Origin of the sequence: Aeromonas tecta, from assembly GCF_000820185.1 — a bacterium.
Lineage (GTDB): Bacteria > Pseudomonadota > Gammaproteobacteria > Enterobacterales > Aeromonadaceae > Aeromonas > Aeromonas tecta.
Genome location: NZ_CDCA01000009.1, coordinates 46,023 through 61,171 on the forward strand (window position 1 = coordinate 46,023; position 15,149 = coordinate 61,171).

Below are 15,149 nucleotides of genomic sequence, written 5' to 3' on the forward strand. Positions count from 1 at the left end.
AGGAATTACATGAAGAAGAACGCTAGGTGGATGGGGATAGCTGTTTATGTCGGTGCGAATTGTTTACCTAATGCAGCTGTGGCTGACACCGATATTGAACAAGATATGTGTGCGAAGTTGCCAGAGGTGATCAAAAATGGCAATAAACTATATCAAATTAAGGAATATGATAAAGCAAGAAAATATTTTATTGAGCAAGTTTCACTGAGCGAAGGGTGCAATCATGCCTTTGAAAAACCGGATAAAGCTGCGATCGTCACTGCATATAACAACGTAGCCCTTTCTTATATAAAAGAAGGCGATTCCCTCAAGGCTCGTGCATGGTTGTCATTAGCGCCAAATGATAAAAAATCAAAATTCAACTATGGCCTTCTAGAAAATATACCTGTAACTAATGGGGGTAATATTGTAGGTACCTATTGGCAATATGCTGGGTTGGGGGGGTGGAATGTTGCTTCGGTAGAGAAGCAAGGTAATAACTATGATGTGTCATTGAGCCTCCTTTACTTCGGACTAAGAGGAATGGCATATGGACCTAACATTGGTGATATATCCCAAGTAGTTGCGGTGAAAAATGATGTAGGGATAATAAAACTCAAGAGTGAGGAGGGGAATTGTGAAATTTCCATGAGGTTTAGTGATGCGAATAGTGGAACTTTATCGATAAAAACTTCTCCAGAAATGAAAGAGTGTGGGTTTGGACATAATGTATATGCTTATGGAGATTTTGTACGAGTATCGTATAAGCCTACATCGCTGACTATCGATTACTAGTTATTTACATTCCACACATCAGCACTCGCAGGCTAAGTCACAATGTATTATGTTTGTAGGTTTTGGCTGAGCGTAACGAAGTTTAACACTTACCAATATATATCCCACCCCGACTGACAGCCCTTCTCCCGCAAGGGGAGAAGGGAGAGATTATGCTTCCGTCGAAAGATTATTCTTTACTAATATAATTCTCAAGCTGAGCCTGTGTGAAAAAATAACAGGTCTGCTTATTCTGACCATAAAGAATAAAGCCCCCGAACAGGAGGCTTGTTTGGATATCACCTGCAAATGAACGGTGTATTTATTTTTTCAAAAACGGCAGCAATACTGTCATTAGCTGCTCCGGGCACTCTTCCGTTACAAAGTGACCACATTCACTGAGCATTGCGCCCTGCAGATTCACCGCTCTTCCCTGCATCGTCTGCTGTGGTGCATCACGGGTGGCATGATCTGCACCGATTGCGAGAACCGGCATCATCAATTTCTTCTCTGCCCGCTTTTTATTCTGCGCGATGGTTTGCGGAATCGCCCGGTAATACGAAAATCCTGCACGTAGTCCACCTGGTGAAGAATAAGCATCGATATAGGTTTGTACGGCGACGCGCTCACGACGATAAGACCAGTGGTCAAAAATAAAAGTCAGATATTCCCGTTCTTTGCCGGCTGTCAGCATTTCCGGCAAATCCTGCACCTGATTAAACATAAAGTGCCAGAGGAAAATATTCTCCTGCGGATCGACAAAGATGGACGGTGCCGGCGCCAAGCCTGGAATAACGGCTTCGGTTAATGCTATTTTTTTTATGTCTGCGGGATAGTCACTCGCCAGCGCATAACCAACCCACATGCCAATGTCGTGACCGACAACAGAATATTTCTTATGGCCCAGCTGATTCATCATCCTGTGCAATGTGGTTGCCACCGCCCCGGTATCATAACCCGTGTTCGGCCGTGCGGAATAACCGGTGCCTGGCGGATCAACCGCTATCGCCATATAGCCTTCGGCTGCGAGTCTGGTCATCACGTATCGCCATGCATACCAAGTCTGCGGCCAGCCGGGGATCAGTAGCACAGGCTCCCCCTTTCCCGCCGTCACGTAATGCATCTTCTGTCCCGCAATATTGACATACTGATGCTGAAAATCTGCCTCATTAACCGGCGTTGTTGCCGATGCCACTGTCGGGTTTTGTGCATTTGCCGCGATGGCAGTGCCATGTAATGGGAACAGCATGACCAGCGCCAGCAATACCCTGATGAGTGATGTGTTCATACCTTTTCCGTCTGAATTATTGATAAAAAATACCCGCAGCAGACCATAGACAGAGCCTGTGTCAGCTGCGATAGCACCTATTGTTTGTCGATCAACAGTGAATAGGTTAAGAGGGCTGTACAATCTTTGTCAATCAACAAAAAATAATTCTTTGTTAATCGACAACCAACTGATAGCCTCTGTCTGAAATGACCGATACGGAGACTGTGTTATGGCCGGAAGACCAAGAGAGTTCGATCGTGAAGAGGCATTGCGCAAAGCAAAAGAGGTGTTCTGGCAGCGGGGCTATGAAGGGACATCCCTGTCTGATCTGGTTGCTGCACTGGGGATTGCTTCTGCCCGTATTTATGCCGCCTTCGGCTCAAAGGAAAATCTTTTCCGTGAGGCGATAGCGCATTATCTGGCCGAAGAAGGCGCTTTTGCAGACGCCGCCCTGTCACAACCGGACACCCGCCAGGCTGTCAGGCAACTGCTGGTTAACGCGGTTGAAAACTACACCCGAGACGATCGGCCGCACGGCTGTATGGTGGTGCTGTCACTGACCAACTATGGCCGTGACAACGAAGAGATCATGGCATGGCTGGCCGGTTACCGCCGGGAGCGGATTGACGGCATCATGCAACGTATCCGGCAGGGCGTTCAGTCTGGCGATCTGTCAGAAAACACCGATATACAGGCGCTCGGGGATTATGTGGCAACCCTGTTTCACGGGATTTCCATCCAGGCCCGGGATGGCGTCAGCCGGGAGCGTCTGATGGCAATGACAGATATCGCCATGCACACGTTCGATGCCCTGACGACCCCACCGGCCGCGCATTAATTTCAGGAGAATTTCTGATGTCCTATTCAGTGCCTTCGATCCTGCCAATGCGCGACGAGTGGATATGCAGCTGGTTGTCGACCTCTCAGCCGGCATCGGGGGAGGCGTTCCCGTTTCCGTCGGATATACCGGTAATACATGGGGATCAGACACTCCGGCAGACATTGCGCATCAGCCGGGGCGGTCAAAAGCTGCGGCTGATCTTTTCCAACCGTTATGGTGAACAGCCGCTGGTCATGGGCGAGAGCTATATTTCCGTGTCTGATCTATGCCGCGCACTGCCTATTACCTTTAACGGGCAAATAGGCGCGACAATTCCTGCGGGGGGGATTCTGTGCAGTGATGAAATTGCACTGCCTATTCCGTCTCTATCGGTGATCACTCTGCGGACCTATCTGCCGGAACAAATACCGGTCAATACCTTCCATTGGGATGCCCGTCATTTTTCGTTGCTTGAGTCGGGTAATCAGGCCATCAGGGAAGAGGCCGGCGACGGCCAGAAAATCAGTTCCCGTTTTCTGGTTGAAAGCGTGCAGGTTCAGCCGGAATCTGCGGGCAGCACTCTGGTCGTTATTGGTGACTCTATGGTTGATGGTAACGGCGTGGACATGGACATCTATGGCCGTTGGACGGACTTTTTGGCAGAGCGCTTTATTGCCGAAGATATTGCCGTGGTGAATGCCGGGCAGTCGGGCTCCCGGTTATTGAAAGACGGCGTCGGTATCTCTGCATTGTCACGTTTTGGGCGTGATGTGCTTGAGCAGCCCGGTGTCACCGCCTGTATCGTGCAGGTCGGACTGAATGATATCGGGTTGGCGGGTACGGCATTGGATCCGGAACATCCGCTGCCGTCGGCAACAGTGCTTATCAACGGCTATCGGCAATTACTGACGATGGCTCGGGATTACCATATCCGCATGACAGGCGTAACCCTGGTACCGTTGCGGGGAACCGGTGAGTATGGAATTGAGGGCTTTTATCAGCCTGAAAAAGAAGCTGTCCGGCAGGAATTGAATCACTGGATGCGCACCAGCGGGGAATTTGATGCGGTTATTGACAGCGACCTGCTTGTTCGGGATCCGGAATGCATTTCGCAGCTTAGCGCGCAATATGATTCCGGGGATCATCTTCATCTCAATCGTGAAGGGCATCTGCGGGTCGCGCAGTCAGTTCCGCTGACCGTTATCCGGGCTGATTGATTGCTTATTTCCCGGCAGTATAAAAGACCCCACTATTTCGCGGGGCGTTACCACTCAACACTAACCCGTTATATCCATCTACCCAGGCCGTTGCCTGTACTTCGGCTGTGCATACAGGGAGTACTTTGCCTAACCTGTGTCTGCAAATGCAGGAGGGGATGAACACACACACTGCGGATGAGCCGAAAGCGTTAACTTGGGCAGCTAGTCTGTTCTTTGGCCAACTGGTGTCGATCTCCATGGGCTAGATGGTCAATTCCAGCCGATTGCCTTCGGGGTCCAGGAAGGTGCTTTCGTAATAGCCGTCGCCGGTCCAACGCGGGCCGTCCAAGTGTTTTACGTCAGCTCCCTTGAGCAGCTTGAGGCGGGCGCTCATCTTGTCCACCGCCTCCACACTGCCGAGGGCGAAGGCGAGATGGGCCAACCCCTGTAGTGGGTGCGGCAGGCTCAGATCCGCCGGGAACAGGATGGGGGTGTGCATCAGCTCCAGACTGGCGCCCCCTTCGAAGCGGATAAAGTAGGAGGAGAACTGCTTGGCTGGATTGTAGTAACCCTCATTCGCCTCCCCGCCAAATAGCTTGCAGTAGAAGGCCTTGAGTGCGTCCAGGTCCTGAGCCCAGATGGCGACGTGATGAATGTGCATGATGGCTGGTTCCTTGAATTGATGCCCGCCATGCTATGCTCTGGCCGAAATGTCTGACATGGCTGAGCCCGTCCTGATGATGTCTGAAACTGCCAATCACGAGATCATTGAAGTCTCTCCCGATTGCCGCGAGCAGATCTGCTGCGACAGCTTGCTGCCTGCATTGGCGCAGGGGCAGGTGTGGCTGGCGGGCCATTCTCAACTGCGCACCCATTACCGTATCGAGCGTCGCTTCACCGATGTGCACTGCTTTCTGATCACCCTGGGGGGTGAGGGGGAGGTGCTAGTCGGCGATCGCATGGAAAGGCTCCCGCGCGGGGAGTGGGCCCTGATCCCGGCGGGTCAGCCGCTCTGCTATCGCTTATCAGAGAAGTGGTTGCCAGAGACGCGATTACCAGAGAAGGGGTTGCCAGGTACGCGGTTACCAGAGACGGGGTTAGCAGAAGAGCCGTTGCCCGAGACGGGCGGGGAATGGGATCTGCTGTGGCTGTTGCTGCACAAAGATTCCCCCTGGGATGTCTTCGCCAGCAGCCCCCGCTTGGGTTGCACCTCCCAGCAGACGGGTCTGCTGCATACCTTCGAGAACCTCTATGCGGAGCAGGAGCGCCATCAGGACCCGCTGCTCAGCGCCCTGTTGGTGGAGCAACTCGGTTTTTATCTGCGCCGCCTGCTGCAAAAAGGGGAAGGGCAGAAGCGCGGCGAGCGGCTGGCCCTGCGCCTCGAGTTGCTGCTCAAAGAGACGCTGGCCGAGTGTTGGGACATCGGCCGCATGGCCGGGGCGCTGCACCTCTCCGAGCGTCAACTCTATCGGCTCTGCCAGCAGCATTTTTCACTGGCCCCCATGGCGCTGCTGCAACGGCTGCGGCTGCAACGGGCCGCGTTGTTGTTGGCCAGCCGCAGTGAATCGGTCAAGGAGGTGGCGAGGCTGTGCGGCTTCAAGAACGAGTACCACTTCTCCACCGCCTTCAAGCGCCAGCACGGCCTGGCTCCCAGCCACTACCGCGGCCTGCATCATCCCGGCTTCAAAGCCACACCAACCTGACCGCTGCCCTGAATGGCGTTTTGCTCATATTGATCTTTATTGGACCGATAACCGGAGGGGCGGATCCGAGGTGTGTCGGTCGATAAGATGCGTTCTCGGGCGTGCCTAGGCGGGCGCTGGCTTCTACACTCAATCATCGCACCCCCATGGCGATGGGGAGAGAGGACAAGGACAGTCTTTTATGCTGCAAGATGCGGAAATGCTCAGGATCACGGACGTCAGCGAAGGGGTGGTGCACGGCATCCTCGAGGTGATCAGTGAAGGGGTCTGGGACTGGAACGCCAACACCGGCTTCGTCTATCGCAACTCCGGCTGGTACCGGATGCTGGGTTATGAGCCTCACTCTCTTGAGAACACGGTATTTACCTGGGAGAACGTGATCCATCCGGACGATCTGGCGCGGGTGATGGCCTGCTTCGATGCCTATCTCAGTGGCGAGGCCGCTCACTACAAGGTCGAGTATCGTTGCCGCACCAAGGAGGGGGACTTCGTCTGGATTGAGGACAGTGGCCGGATCATCGCCCGCAATCCCGATGGTTCCGTGGCCCGCATGATAGGGGCGCATCGCGATATTCACGCCCAGAAACAGCTATACGTCCGGCTGGAGCTGCAGAATCGTACGCTGGAACATCAAGTCGCCGAGCGCACCGCCGAACTGGAGCGGCTCAACCAGGAGCTGCAACGCCAGGTCGAAGAGAATCGCCGCTTGGCGGAAACGGATTCTCTGACCGGGGCGGCCAGTCGCTATCGACTGGAACAGGTCATCAGGCTGGAGTCCGAGCGTGCCAAGCGCTTCAAGGAGACCTTCTCCGTCATAGCCATGGATGTGGACGACTTCAAGCGGATCAACGATCGCCATGGCCATGGGGTCGGCGATCAGACCCTGATCGAGATAGTGCGGCTGGCGCGGGACAGCATCCGCGAGATCGATCTGATCGCCCGCTGGGGAGGGGATGAATTCATGCTGATCCTGCCCAATACCTCGTTGTCGGATGCCCTGGTGGTGGCCGAGAAGCTGCGCCAGCGGCTGAGTCACGCCAGGGTGCAGGAACAAGAGTGCATCACCATGAGTTTTGGCCTGATCGAATATCACCCCGACGAGGCGCTGAGCCAGCTGATGGTGAGGGTGGACAGGGCTCTTTATCAGGCCAAGCTGGCGGGCAAAAACCAGCTCTGTGGCTAGGGCTCAGTCCGCATTGCCGAGACCTTTCTGACGTCGATACGTTTACCTCCCCCCCGGATGCGGCTTGACCTTGGGATCATCTTGACTCCAACCCGGCACGCTGGTCTGATGCGCGCTCTTTAATTCCCATGAGATACATCTTAATGAAGAAGATCCTCCTGATTGCCCTGACTGCACTGCCGCTGGTTGCCCACGCCGGTCTGATGGATTCCCTGACCGACAGCGTGTCCAGCAGCCTCACCAGCAGCGCCAAGGAGATGGCCGGTACCGCCATGGACAGCGCCTCCAACGAAGCGATCAAGAAGGCGCTGGATATCAAGGAAGGCGGCTCCAACAAGCAGGCCATCAAAGACAAGCTGGGCGCCCCGGCCAGCACCAAGACCGAAGCCGGCCTGGAAGTCTGGATCTATGACTTGAGCGCCCTGAACAAGGTATCCCCCATGCTGGCGGAGACTTCCAAGACCCTGTTCAAGGATGCCGAAGCCGCTCAGAAGAGCGTCGTCATCAAGTTCGAAGGCGAGACCGTCAAGACCCTGAACCTGGTTGACAACACCAAGGCGTGAGTCTGACCGACATGCGTGAAAAAGGGGCCTCTTGGCCCCTTTTTTGTGGTCGATGATCAGCACTGCAGCGTTCGTGCAAGCTAGTGCCCGCAACGAGAGAGGGTGGCCTTGGCCACCCTCTTGCCGATCCGACGCCGCTTACTTGTTGGCTTCGGCGAACTGCTTCATCGCTTCGGCGTGTTTGGTCATGCCATCGGCACGCAGCTCCAGGTTCTTGACGAATTCGGCCTTCTTGGCCGGGTCTTCAATCTTGTCGTAACGCTGTTGCAGGTGAGCCTGCATCTGCTCCGGGGTCATGTTCTGCATGCGCGCCATCTTGTCGTGGCGGCCACCGTGGTGCTTGCCATCCTTCATGGCGCAGTCGCTCATCATCGGAGCACCGGGCTGGGCCGTGGTCACGGCTTCGCTGGCGGCGTAGGCACCCAGCGGCAGGCCGAGGATCAGGGTGGCGGTCAGGAAGGTTTTGGTCAGTGGTTTCATGGTGTAACTCCTTTCGGATTGAGTTCAGGGTCGACTTGTTCGCCTTGACCCCTAGTAAACGCCGAAGAATTGTCTGAAATTTGCCAGTTGGAGCCTATTTTGTAGCAGAGTGTGGCATCCTGCCGCTCTGGCACATTTTGACACAATCCACCCGGTCGATTTTCGTATACTCGTGCCAGCTCTAATCAGGAGAGGCAGTGATGAACCAAGGCAGTCCCCATATTCTGGTGGTCGACGATCACAGCGAGATCCGCGATCTGTTGAAGCGTTTTCTGGAACAGCACGGCATGCGTGTCAGCTGCGCCCGTGATGGCAAGGAGATGAAGCGGCTATTGGACGAGCGGGAATTTGACCTGCTGGTGCTGGATCTGATGATGCCGGGAGAGGATGGCCTGACTCTGTGCCGCGAGCTCAGGGTCAAGTCCCGCCTGCCCATCATCATGCTCACCGCCATGGGTGAGGAGACGGATCGCATCATAGGGCTGGAGATGGGGGCCGATGACTATCTTGCCAAGCCGTTCAATCCCCGTGAGTTACTTGCCCGTATCAAGGCGGTGATGCGCCGCACCCAGGCCGAGCCCCAGCCGGTGCCCGAGGCATTGACCCGGGATCTGCGCTTCGATCGCTGGTTGCTCGACATCAATCGCCGTGAGTTGGTGGATGAGGAAGGGGTGGGGATGAGCCTCTCCACCGCCGAATTTGATCTGCTGCGGGTCTTCCTCGAACGGCCGCAGCGGGTGCTGAGTCGGGATCAGTTGCTGGATCTGGCCCGCGGTCGGGAGGCGGTAGCCTTCGATCGCGCCATCGATACCTTGGTGAGCCGACTGCGCCGCAAGCTGGAGCGTGACCCCAAGAACCCCGAACTCATCAAGACTATCTGGGGCGGCGGTTATCTGTTTGCCGCCGACGTGACTCAGGAGTGAGCCGGTGGCCATGATCAAGCGATTGTGCAGCAGCCTGTTGCCCAAGGGACTGACCGGCCAGATAGTGCTGGTCGCCCTGGCGGGACTGGTGCTGATCCAGCTGCTCAGCATCCAGATCTACCGCTCGGACCGGGAGGAGGCGCTCGGCTACGTCAACAGCCGCAACGCCATGCAGCGCATCATCTCTGTGGTGCGGCTGCTCACCCTGTCGCCCCCTTCGCTATATCACGAGATCCTCAAGGCGAGCCGCAGCGAGACCCTGCTGTTGCGCCTCTCCGACGAGCCGCTGCAGCCGGATAACCGTAGCCCCCGCTTCGAGAAGCTGGTGCGGGCCAAGCTCGACTATCCGCCGCAACTGGCGGTGGAGATCAGCGCCGAGCTGAAGCAGGAGTTCCAGCGTAGTCAGGCCTGGCGCCACCATAACCGCATGATGAAGGATCGCAGCGGCATGCCACCGCCCCAGGACATGCGACTCTATGGCTCCATTCAACTGCCCAATGGCGGCTGGCTGCAGTTCAGCTCACTGGTAGACAAGGAGTCGGCCAGCTGGTCCTGGCAGACCACCCTCAACCTGATCCTGGTGGCGAGTCTGGTAATAGGCCTGATGATCTGGTTGTTTCGCCGCGCCACCCTGCCGCTCAAGCTGCTGGCCGCCAACGCGGATCGGTTGGGGCGTGGTGAGGACATAGAGCCGTTGCGGGAAGAGGGGCCGACCGAGATCCGGGAGTCCATTCAGGCCTTCAACCGCATGCACACCCGGCTCGCTCGCTTCGTGCAAGACAGAACCCGCATGCTGGCGGCTATCTCTCATGATCTGCGCACGCCCATCACCAGCCTGCGCCTGCGCACCGAGTTTCTGGCGGAGGGAGAGGACAAGGATCGCATCCAGCAGACCCTGCAACAGATGGAGCAGATGCTGGCGGCGACACTGAGTTTCGCCCGGGAAGAGGGACAGCAGGAGGCGACCAGGGAGCTGGATCTGGTCAGCCTGCTGGAGAGCCTGTGCGACGACTATGCCGACACCGGCCAGCCGGTCACCTGTCTGGCCGAGGGCAAACAGGTCTATGCCTGCCGTGCCAATACCCTGCGCAGGGTGCTGCAAAACCTCATCGGCAATGCCATCAAGTATGCCGGCAGCGCCGAGGTGTCACTGGAGCGCCGTGAGGCCGAACTGCTGATCCGGGTCTGCGATCAGGGGCCCGGGATCGACGAGAGCCGGCTGGAGGATGTGTTCAAACCTTTCGTGCGACTCGACGAGGCCCGTAACACCGAATCAGGCAGCGTGGGGTTGGGGCTCGCCATCGCCCGCACCCTGGTGCATCAGCACGGTGGGGAACTGAGCCTCCATAACCGGCCAGAAGGCGGGCTGGAGGCGAGGATCAGCCTGCCGCTGTGAGGTGCATGTTACGAAGAAGGGCGCCCTGTGGCGCCCTTCTTCGTTCTGCATGGTAACCCCATCGGCTACTGGCGAGGGGGATGGCCAGCGGCAATCGCCTGGGGTTAGGGCCTTTCCTAGAAGTTGTAGGTCATCCCCAGGGTGTAACGACGACCATCCAGCACGGTATCGTAGCTGTCGTAATCCACCGTCTTGTCGAGCAGGTTGTAGATGCCTGCGGTGACATTCAGATTTGCATTGGCCTGGTAGACCAGACCGGTGTCGAAGAAGGCGTAGGACGGGGTGCCCTCCGCCATCCTGGCCCGGTTCAGATAGTCAGAGGTCTTGCTGCGAAAGTTGACCCTGGACCAGAGGCTGACGTCAGCCGTGGTCTGCCAATCGACCGTGCCGTTGAACATGTGACGCGGCATCTGGTTCAGCGCCTGGCCAGCCATGGGGCCGCTCTCCTGCTTGGACTGGGTGTAGGTATAGCTGGAAGCCAGCGACCAGTCCGCGTTGATCGCCCAGTTGGCCGTGCCTTCCACCCCGCGCATGTTTGCCTTGTCGACGTTGATGCGATCGCTGATGAAGTCGTAGACGTGGCCATTCAGGGGACAGCCGGGATCGCTCTTGCTGGAGCAGCGGCGGATCTCGGAGATCTTGTCCTCGAAGTCGGTATTGAATAGGGTCAAACCTGTGCTCAGCCCTTCCCGGCCATCCCACAGCAGGGCTATCTCTTCACTCACGCTGGTTTCCGGCTTGAGCTCAGGATTACCGACCAGGATGCCGTCCTGGGTGCCGCCCCCGGTAGCCTGGCCCCAGTTGGCGGCCGACATGCGCAGATCCGGTGAACGATAGCCGGTCGATACTCCGCCCTTGAGGGTCCAGAATTCGGCCGGATGCCATACTCCGTACAGTCGAGGGCTCCAGTGGGTGCCGTAGTTCTGATCCCGATCCATGCGCACCCCACCGGTCAGGGCGAAGCTGTCAGTCAGTGCCCACTCATCTTCCAGGAAGATGGCCCAGCTCCAGCGTGTCAGCTGGCTGGCGAGATTGCCCACCTTGAGCTGGTTGCCCTGATCCTGCAGATCCTCATAACGGTACTGACCACCGACGCTCAGATAGTGATCCCCCAGCTCGAACTGGGTATGGGTATCGGCGATGCTGTTGATCATCTTCATCTGGCGGCCGGGGTTGGTGTTCTCTTCCCGCTGCAGATAGCTGGTAGAGGAGCCGAATTCATAGTGGCCGTCGTGGGTGATGGCGTAGTTGGTACGCTCATAGGTGCTCAGATTGGGTTTGGCCTTGGCCGGGATCGAATTACCCGGTGTCCGGTCACGATCCTGCAGGCCACGGCTGAACTCGAAATCGATACGGTTGCGCTCATCCGGAGTCAGGCTGAACACCGCGGTGCCATTTTTCATCTCCTGCTCGGCAAATCCATTCTGGATCTGGTCTTCCGCTCGATGGGAGAGTTGGCCATTGAGGCGTATTCCCAGCAGCCCATCCACCAGGCTGCCGGCGGTGTAGGCGTCGGTCTGGAAGATATCACCGGACGCCTTGTTCTCCTGGAAGGTACCGTCGGCATGAACCGAACCCTGCCAGGCCGCCATGTCGGTAGTCTTGCGGGTGATGACGTTGATGACACCGCCCATGGCATCCGACCCGTAGCGGGATGACATGGGGCCACGCACGACCTCGATGCGTTCGATGGCCTGCAGAGGCGGCAACCAGCCCTGCTCGATACCGGGGCCATCACTGTTGGGGCGAGTACCACGGCTATCGACGCGTTTGCCATCGACCAGCATCAGCGTGTATTTGGAACCCATACCACGAATGCTGATATCACTGCTGCTGCCACCGCCGGTGATCACCACGCCGGGCACGTCTTTCAGGGCGTCGGTAACGTCACGGTAGGCGCGTTTTTCCAGTTGTTCGCGGGTCACCACAGAGATGGAGGCGGCGGTATCCTCTATCTTCTGCTGGAAGCCGGAGGCGGTCACGACCATGACTTCCGGTTCGGCGGCATAGGCCTGGGGGGCTAGGGATGCAAGCATCAGTGTGGTCAGCTGGTGACGGCTTGTTTTTATCATGTTGGCCTGAACTCTTGGGTGGGGAAATGACATCCATCCTTGGGTTGCATGATGTATCCGGTGTCGCTCGTTCTTGCATGAATCTAAAAAAGCTTCAATTGGAGAGCAATTCCGTTCATCGGCAGGCATTGTAGAGACTGATCAAGATTGTGTAAATGATAATTAATATCATTTAAGTTGTGTGGGGTGGCCAAGTAGTGAGGAGATCGTGGAGAAAAAGCGCAAGAGAGTGGAAATATGGGGAGGTATTGGAGAGAAAAGTCGAAAATCAGATAACAAAAAACCCGCCTAGGCGGGTTTTTTCAATTCTTGCAGAAGGACTTTCCGATAAACGGGAAGGCTTCCTGGCTTGAATTACAGACCAACTACGTTGGCAGCAGCCGGGCCTTTCTGGCCTTGCTCGATGGTGAACTCAACGCGCTGACCTTCGTCCAGAGTTTTGAAGCTGGTGGACTGGATAGCGGAGAAGTGTACGAACACGTCTTTGCCACCGTCAGCAGGGGAGATGAAGCCGAAACCTTTCTCAGCGTTGAAGAACTTTACGGTACCAGTCATTTTGTTAGACATAATAATTTCCTTGAATAGTGATATTGAAACGCCACGGTTGCGGCAATCCATGATTTTTCGTCAGCAATACGTATGAGGAGCACTAAAGAAGGAGAATTATTTGGCAAGAGTTATCTGGGACAACTCGAGACGCAAATCACTGCTTTAAAATGACTGCCTAACATAATCAGGTCTGAACTACCGAACCATCGAGATTGATTAGAACACGCTCACCCTGAGATGACAACCTTTATCTTGGATTAATGGCCCGAGAACGCAGCAGATTGCACCAGAATAATGGTTAAAATCGTTATTTTACAACTGGATAAATGAGTGTGCAGGCTGGGGCTGGAGAGGGCATTATTTCCCTGCCCGGACCACCGAAAGGGTGTCAGGGCAGGAAAATGGAAGAGGTTATCGCTTGCTGCGGAACTTGTTGCTGACGGAGTCTATCCAGCTGAAGGTATCGGGCAACACCTGATTCTTGGCGCGCTCTTTGGCCTTCTCCCGCGCCAGTGCCGAGGCAACTTTGGCCACCTTGGCGCGCTCCGCGGCGACTTGAAGCCGTCCTTCCTCGCGAATCTTGTTGCGCTCCCCGTTGGTCAGGGTGTGATCGGCGTTGGCCTGGGCTTTCTGCAGCAACAGGGTGATCTCGGCCTTCTCGGCCTCGGTGAGGTCTTTCATTTCCAGTTTTTTCATGGCGCGCTCCTGCGGCAGGTAATGGCACACCCTAGCACATTCCGGCGGTACATCTCTTATGCAATCGTCGCCTTGCCACCGAAAGTGCAGCTTGAGTGCCATTTCCCATCCTGTTCTCGCTCTTTCATGGGTAGTTTCATGCGGCTTGTTGCTGATGAGAGTCACGACTCTGCAGAGAGCGGGCTGATGCTGTACCGGGCCAGGTCATCGATGAGGTGAGCCTGGGGCGGGTGCCGAGTGTGCTTTGTCACGGCTGCGAGTCGTTTGGTGGATGAGCTCATCGGGTGGAGCCGTTGTTCGGACGAGCAAAGGTGTGGCGGCGCCGTGGATGAACTTTCCAGATAGTCTGAACTCGGCCTCAGCAGTCGATTTTGGCCGGGAATTTTGAGGCTGGATCATGGTGGGAGGTTAGGGGTATGCTGGTATCAGTGCGATCCAAGATCGTCACTGCAAGCGTACTGAGACCTATGATTCGGCTGACACGCTGGAACCCCGGTTCCAACTGTCTGGGTAACATTTTGGAGTCTGATGATGAGTAACAAAGAACAGCATCACGGCAAAGATGCCAAGAAAAAACCGCAGATGTCACTGAAAGAGAAGCGTGATGCTAAACGGCAGAAAGCCGACCTGAAAAATGGCAGCGCGATTAAGTAACGCTCCTCCTGCTGTAGTTCCTTCGGAGCCAGTATCAAGCCAGCCTGTCATGGGCTGGCTTTTATGTTTTTGGCCGATGAGGTTGCCCCATAGGCGGCGAAGATCCGCTCATAGCGTCCATCTTGTTTCATTCGTGTGAGCTGGCGATCGAACCAGCGCTGCTGCGTGGCCTGACGGAAGGCAAAGTGATAGTGAGTGGGGGCGAATAGCTCGGACTGCCTGATCTGGGCGGGGGCATAGCGTCCCGCGTTCTGTTCATCCTCGATCTGCTCCGCCAGATAGTAGTAAAACACCCTCTGTTCCAGGATGACGGCATCCGTTCGCCCCAGTAATAGCTTCTGCACTTGACCCTCTTGTCTCGCGACTTCTTCGTAGCGAGGGTTGTGATCGGCCATGCTGGTGAACTCATTCCCCAAGATCTGGCGCGCTCGCTGGAAGGCACTGACGCGTAGACCCTGCAGGTCGGCCATCCGCAGAATAGGGGGGTTGTTGATGGTAAAGATGCGGTTGTGGAAGGTGAGTACCGATTGTGACAGATAGGCATGATTGAGCATACCGGGCTTCACGTTGATGATGGCGTCCAGCTTGCCCTCTTCCAGCATGCGGAAGGTGCGCTCCAGCGGCAGGTATTTAAACTGTGGCTCGTAGCCACTGCCGGCAAAGGCTTCCCGCAGGAGATCTAGCTCGATGCCCCGCCCTTCTTGCGCTATCACATAAGGTGGAATGGCAAAACTGACGCCCACCCGTAACGGTTCGGCGATCAGAGGGCCCATATGCAGCAACAGGAGGAGGCACAGCAGGCGGTTAAAAGAGCCCATGCATGTTCTCAGATGGATGACTCGTGCCGATGATAACCGCAAGGTCTAATAAGAGAGACAGGCTCTATGC

At 56.1% G+C, this 15,149-nt stretch carries 16 protein-coding genes; 9 read left to right on the plus strand and 7 right to left on the minus strand.

All coding sequences use genetic code 11. From position 1 onward, the window contains the following. Nucleotides 1-9: 9 nt before the first annotated feature. The gene (locus BN1137_RS22200; RefSeq protein WP_157433570.1) at nt 10-774 is read left to right on the plus strand and encodes a tetratricopeptide repeat protein; all 765 of its coding nucleotides are present in this window, start codon (nt 10-12) and stop codon (nt 772-774) included. Nucleotides 775-1,075: 301 nt separating this feature from the next. On the opposite strand, the gene BN1137_RS01160 is transcribed toward BN1137_RS22200, so the two are convergent. Then, nucleotides 1,076-2,041, minus strand: a complete 966-nt coding sequence (locus BN1137_RS01160) for an alpha/beta fold hydrolase (RefSeq protein WP_050716846.1) — start codon at nt 2,039-2,041, stop codon at nt 1,076-1,078. Nucleotides 2,042-2,252: 211 nt separating this feature from the next. On the opposite strand from BN1137_RS01160, the gene BN1137_RS01165 reads away from it, so the two are divergent. Both BN1137_RS01165 and BN1137_RS01170 read left to right on the plus strand, forming a co-directional pair. Then, nucleotides 2,253-2,861: a TetR/AcrR family transcriptional regulator gene (locus BN1137_RS01165; protein ID WP_050716847.1), complete on the plus strand. Its 609-nt coding sequence runs from the start codon at nt 2,253-2,255 to the stop codon at nt 2,859-2,861. A gap of 17 nt (nt 2,862-2,878) precedes the next feature. Beyond that, complete coding sequence (locus tag BN1137_RS01170) at nt 2,879-4,060, plus strand: SGNH/GDSL hydrolase family protein (protein ID WP_198150572.1); 1,182 nt, start codon at nt 2,879-2,881, stop codon at nt 4,058-4,060. A gap of 244 nt (nt 4,061-4,304) precedes the next feature. Here BN1137_RS01170 and BN1137_RS01175 read toward each other — a convergent pair whose 3' ends face one another. Further along, entirely contained in the window at nt 4,305-4,703 is a 399-nt protein-coding gene (locus tag BN1137_RS01175) for a VOC family protein (protein ID WP_050716848.1), read from the minus strand. 76 nt (nt 4,704-4,779) lie between these two features. Between BN1137_RS01175 and BN1137_RS01180 the strand changes: the two genes are divergently transcribed. The 3 genes from BN1137_RS01180 to BN1137_RS01190 all read left to right on the plus strand — a co-directional run bounded on the left by BN1137_RS01180 (nt 4,780) and on the right by BN1137_RS01190 (nt 7,491). Then, nucleotides 4,780-5,745 (plus strand): helix-turn-helix transcriptional regulator, encoded by a 966-nt coding sequence (locus BN1137_RS01180; RefSeq protein WP_198150573.1) that lies wholly within the window; start codon nt 4,780-4,782, stop codon nt 5,743-5,745. Between the two features lie 181 nt (nt 5,746-5,926). After that, the gene (locus tag BN1137_RS01185; RefSeq protein ID WP_050716850.1) at nt 5,927-6,928 is read left to right on the plus strand and encodes a sensor domain-containing diguanylate cyclase; all 1,002 of its coding nucleotides are present in this window, start codon (nt 5,927-5,929) and stop codon (nt 6,926-6,928) included. 143 nt (nt 6,929-7,071) lie between these two features. Further along, complete coding sequence (locus BN1137_RS01190) at nt 7,072-7,491, plus strand: hypothetical protein (RefSeq protein ID WP_050716851.1); 420 nt, start codon at nt 7,072-7,074, stop codon at nt 7,489-7,491. Nucleotides 7,492-7,629: 138 nt separating this feature from the next. On the opposite strand, the gene BN1137_RS01195 is transcribed toward BN1137_RS01190, so the two are convergent. Beyond that, a complete protein-coding gene (locus tag BN1137_RS01195; protein ID WP_050716852.1) occupies nt 7,630-7,971 on the minus strand; it encodes a hypothetical protein in 342 nt (113 codons plus the stop codon). A gap of 200 nt (nt 7,972-8,171) precedes the next feature. On the opposite strand from BN1137_RS01195, the gene BN1137_RS01200 reads away from it, so the two are divergent. Together BN1137_RS01200 and BN1137_RS01205 are read left to right on the plus strand one after the other, a co-directional pair. Next, nucleotides 8,172-8,894 (plus strand): response regulator, encoded by a 723-nt coding sequence (locus tag BN1137_RS01200; RefSeq protein WP_050716853.1) that lies wholly within the window; start codon nt 8,172-8,174, stop codon nt 8,892-8,894. A 10-nt stretch (nt 8,895-8,904) separates the two neighbouring features. Next, nucleotides 8,905-10,290 (plus strand): ATP-binding protein, encoded by a 1,386-nt coding sequence (locus tag BN1137_RS01205; protein ID WP_050716877.1) that lies wholly within the window; start codon nt 8,905-8,907, stop codon nt 10,288-10,290. 116 nt (nt 10,291-10,406) lie between these two features. Here BN1137_RS01205 and BN1137_RS01210 read toward each other — a convergent pair whose 3' ends face one another. The 3 genes from BN1137_RS01210 to yjbD form a co-directional block, all read right to left on the minus strand. Then, nucleotides 10,407-12,362, minus strand: coding sequence for a ligand-gated channel protein (locus BN1137_RS01210; protein WP_050716854.1), 1,956 nt, complete (start codon nt 12,360-12,362; stop codon nt 10,407-10,409). A 354-nt stretch (nt 12,363-12,716) separates the two neighbouring features. Next, nucleotides 12,717-12,929 (minus strand): transcription antiterminator/RNA stability regulator CspE, encoded by a 213-nt coding sequence (gene cspE / locus BN1137_RS01215; protein WP_025328559.1) that lies wholly within the window; start codon nt 12,927-12,929, stop codon nt 12,717-12,719. 393 nt (nt 12,930-13,322) lie between these two features. Beyond that, nucleotides 13,323-13,607 (minus strand): DUF3811 domain-containing protein, encoded by a 285-nt coding sequence (yjbD, locus tag BN1137_RS01220; RefSeq protein WP_050716855.1) that lies wholly within the window; start codon nt 13,605-13,607, stop codon nt 13,323-13,325. A gap of 531 nt (nt 13,608-14,138) precedes the next feature. Here yjbD and BN1137_RS22985 point away from each other — a divergent pair. After that, a complete protein-coding gene (locus tag BN1137_RS22985) occupies nt 14,139-14,261 on the plus strand; it encodes a hypothetical protein (RefSeq protein WP_100860060.1) in 123 nt (40 codons plus the stop codon). Nucleotides 14,262-14,308: 47 nt separating this feature from the next. Here the strand turns inward: BN1137_RS22985 and BN1137_RS01225 are convergent, their stop codons facing one another. After that, nucleotides 14,309-15,079: a substrate-binding periplasmic protein gene (locus BN1137_RS01225; protein WP_050716856.1), complete on the minus strand. Its 771-nt coding sequence runs from the start codon at nt 15,077-15,079 to the stop codon at nt 14,309-14,311. Nucleotides 15,080-15,149: the final 70 nt, after the last annotated feature.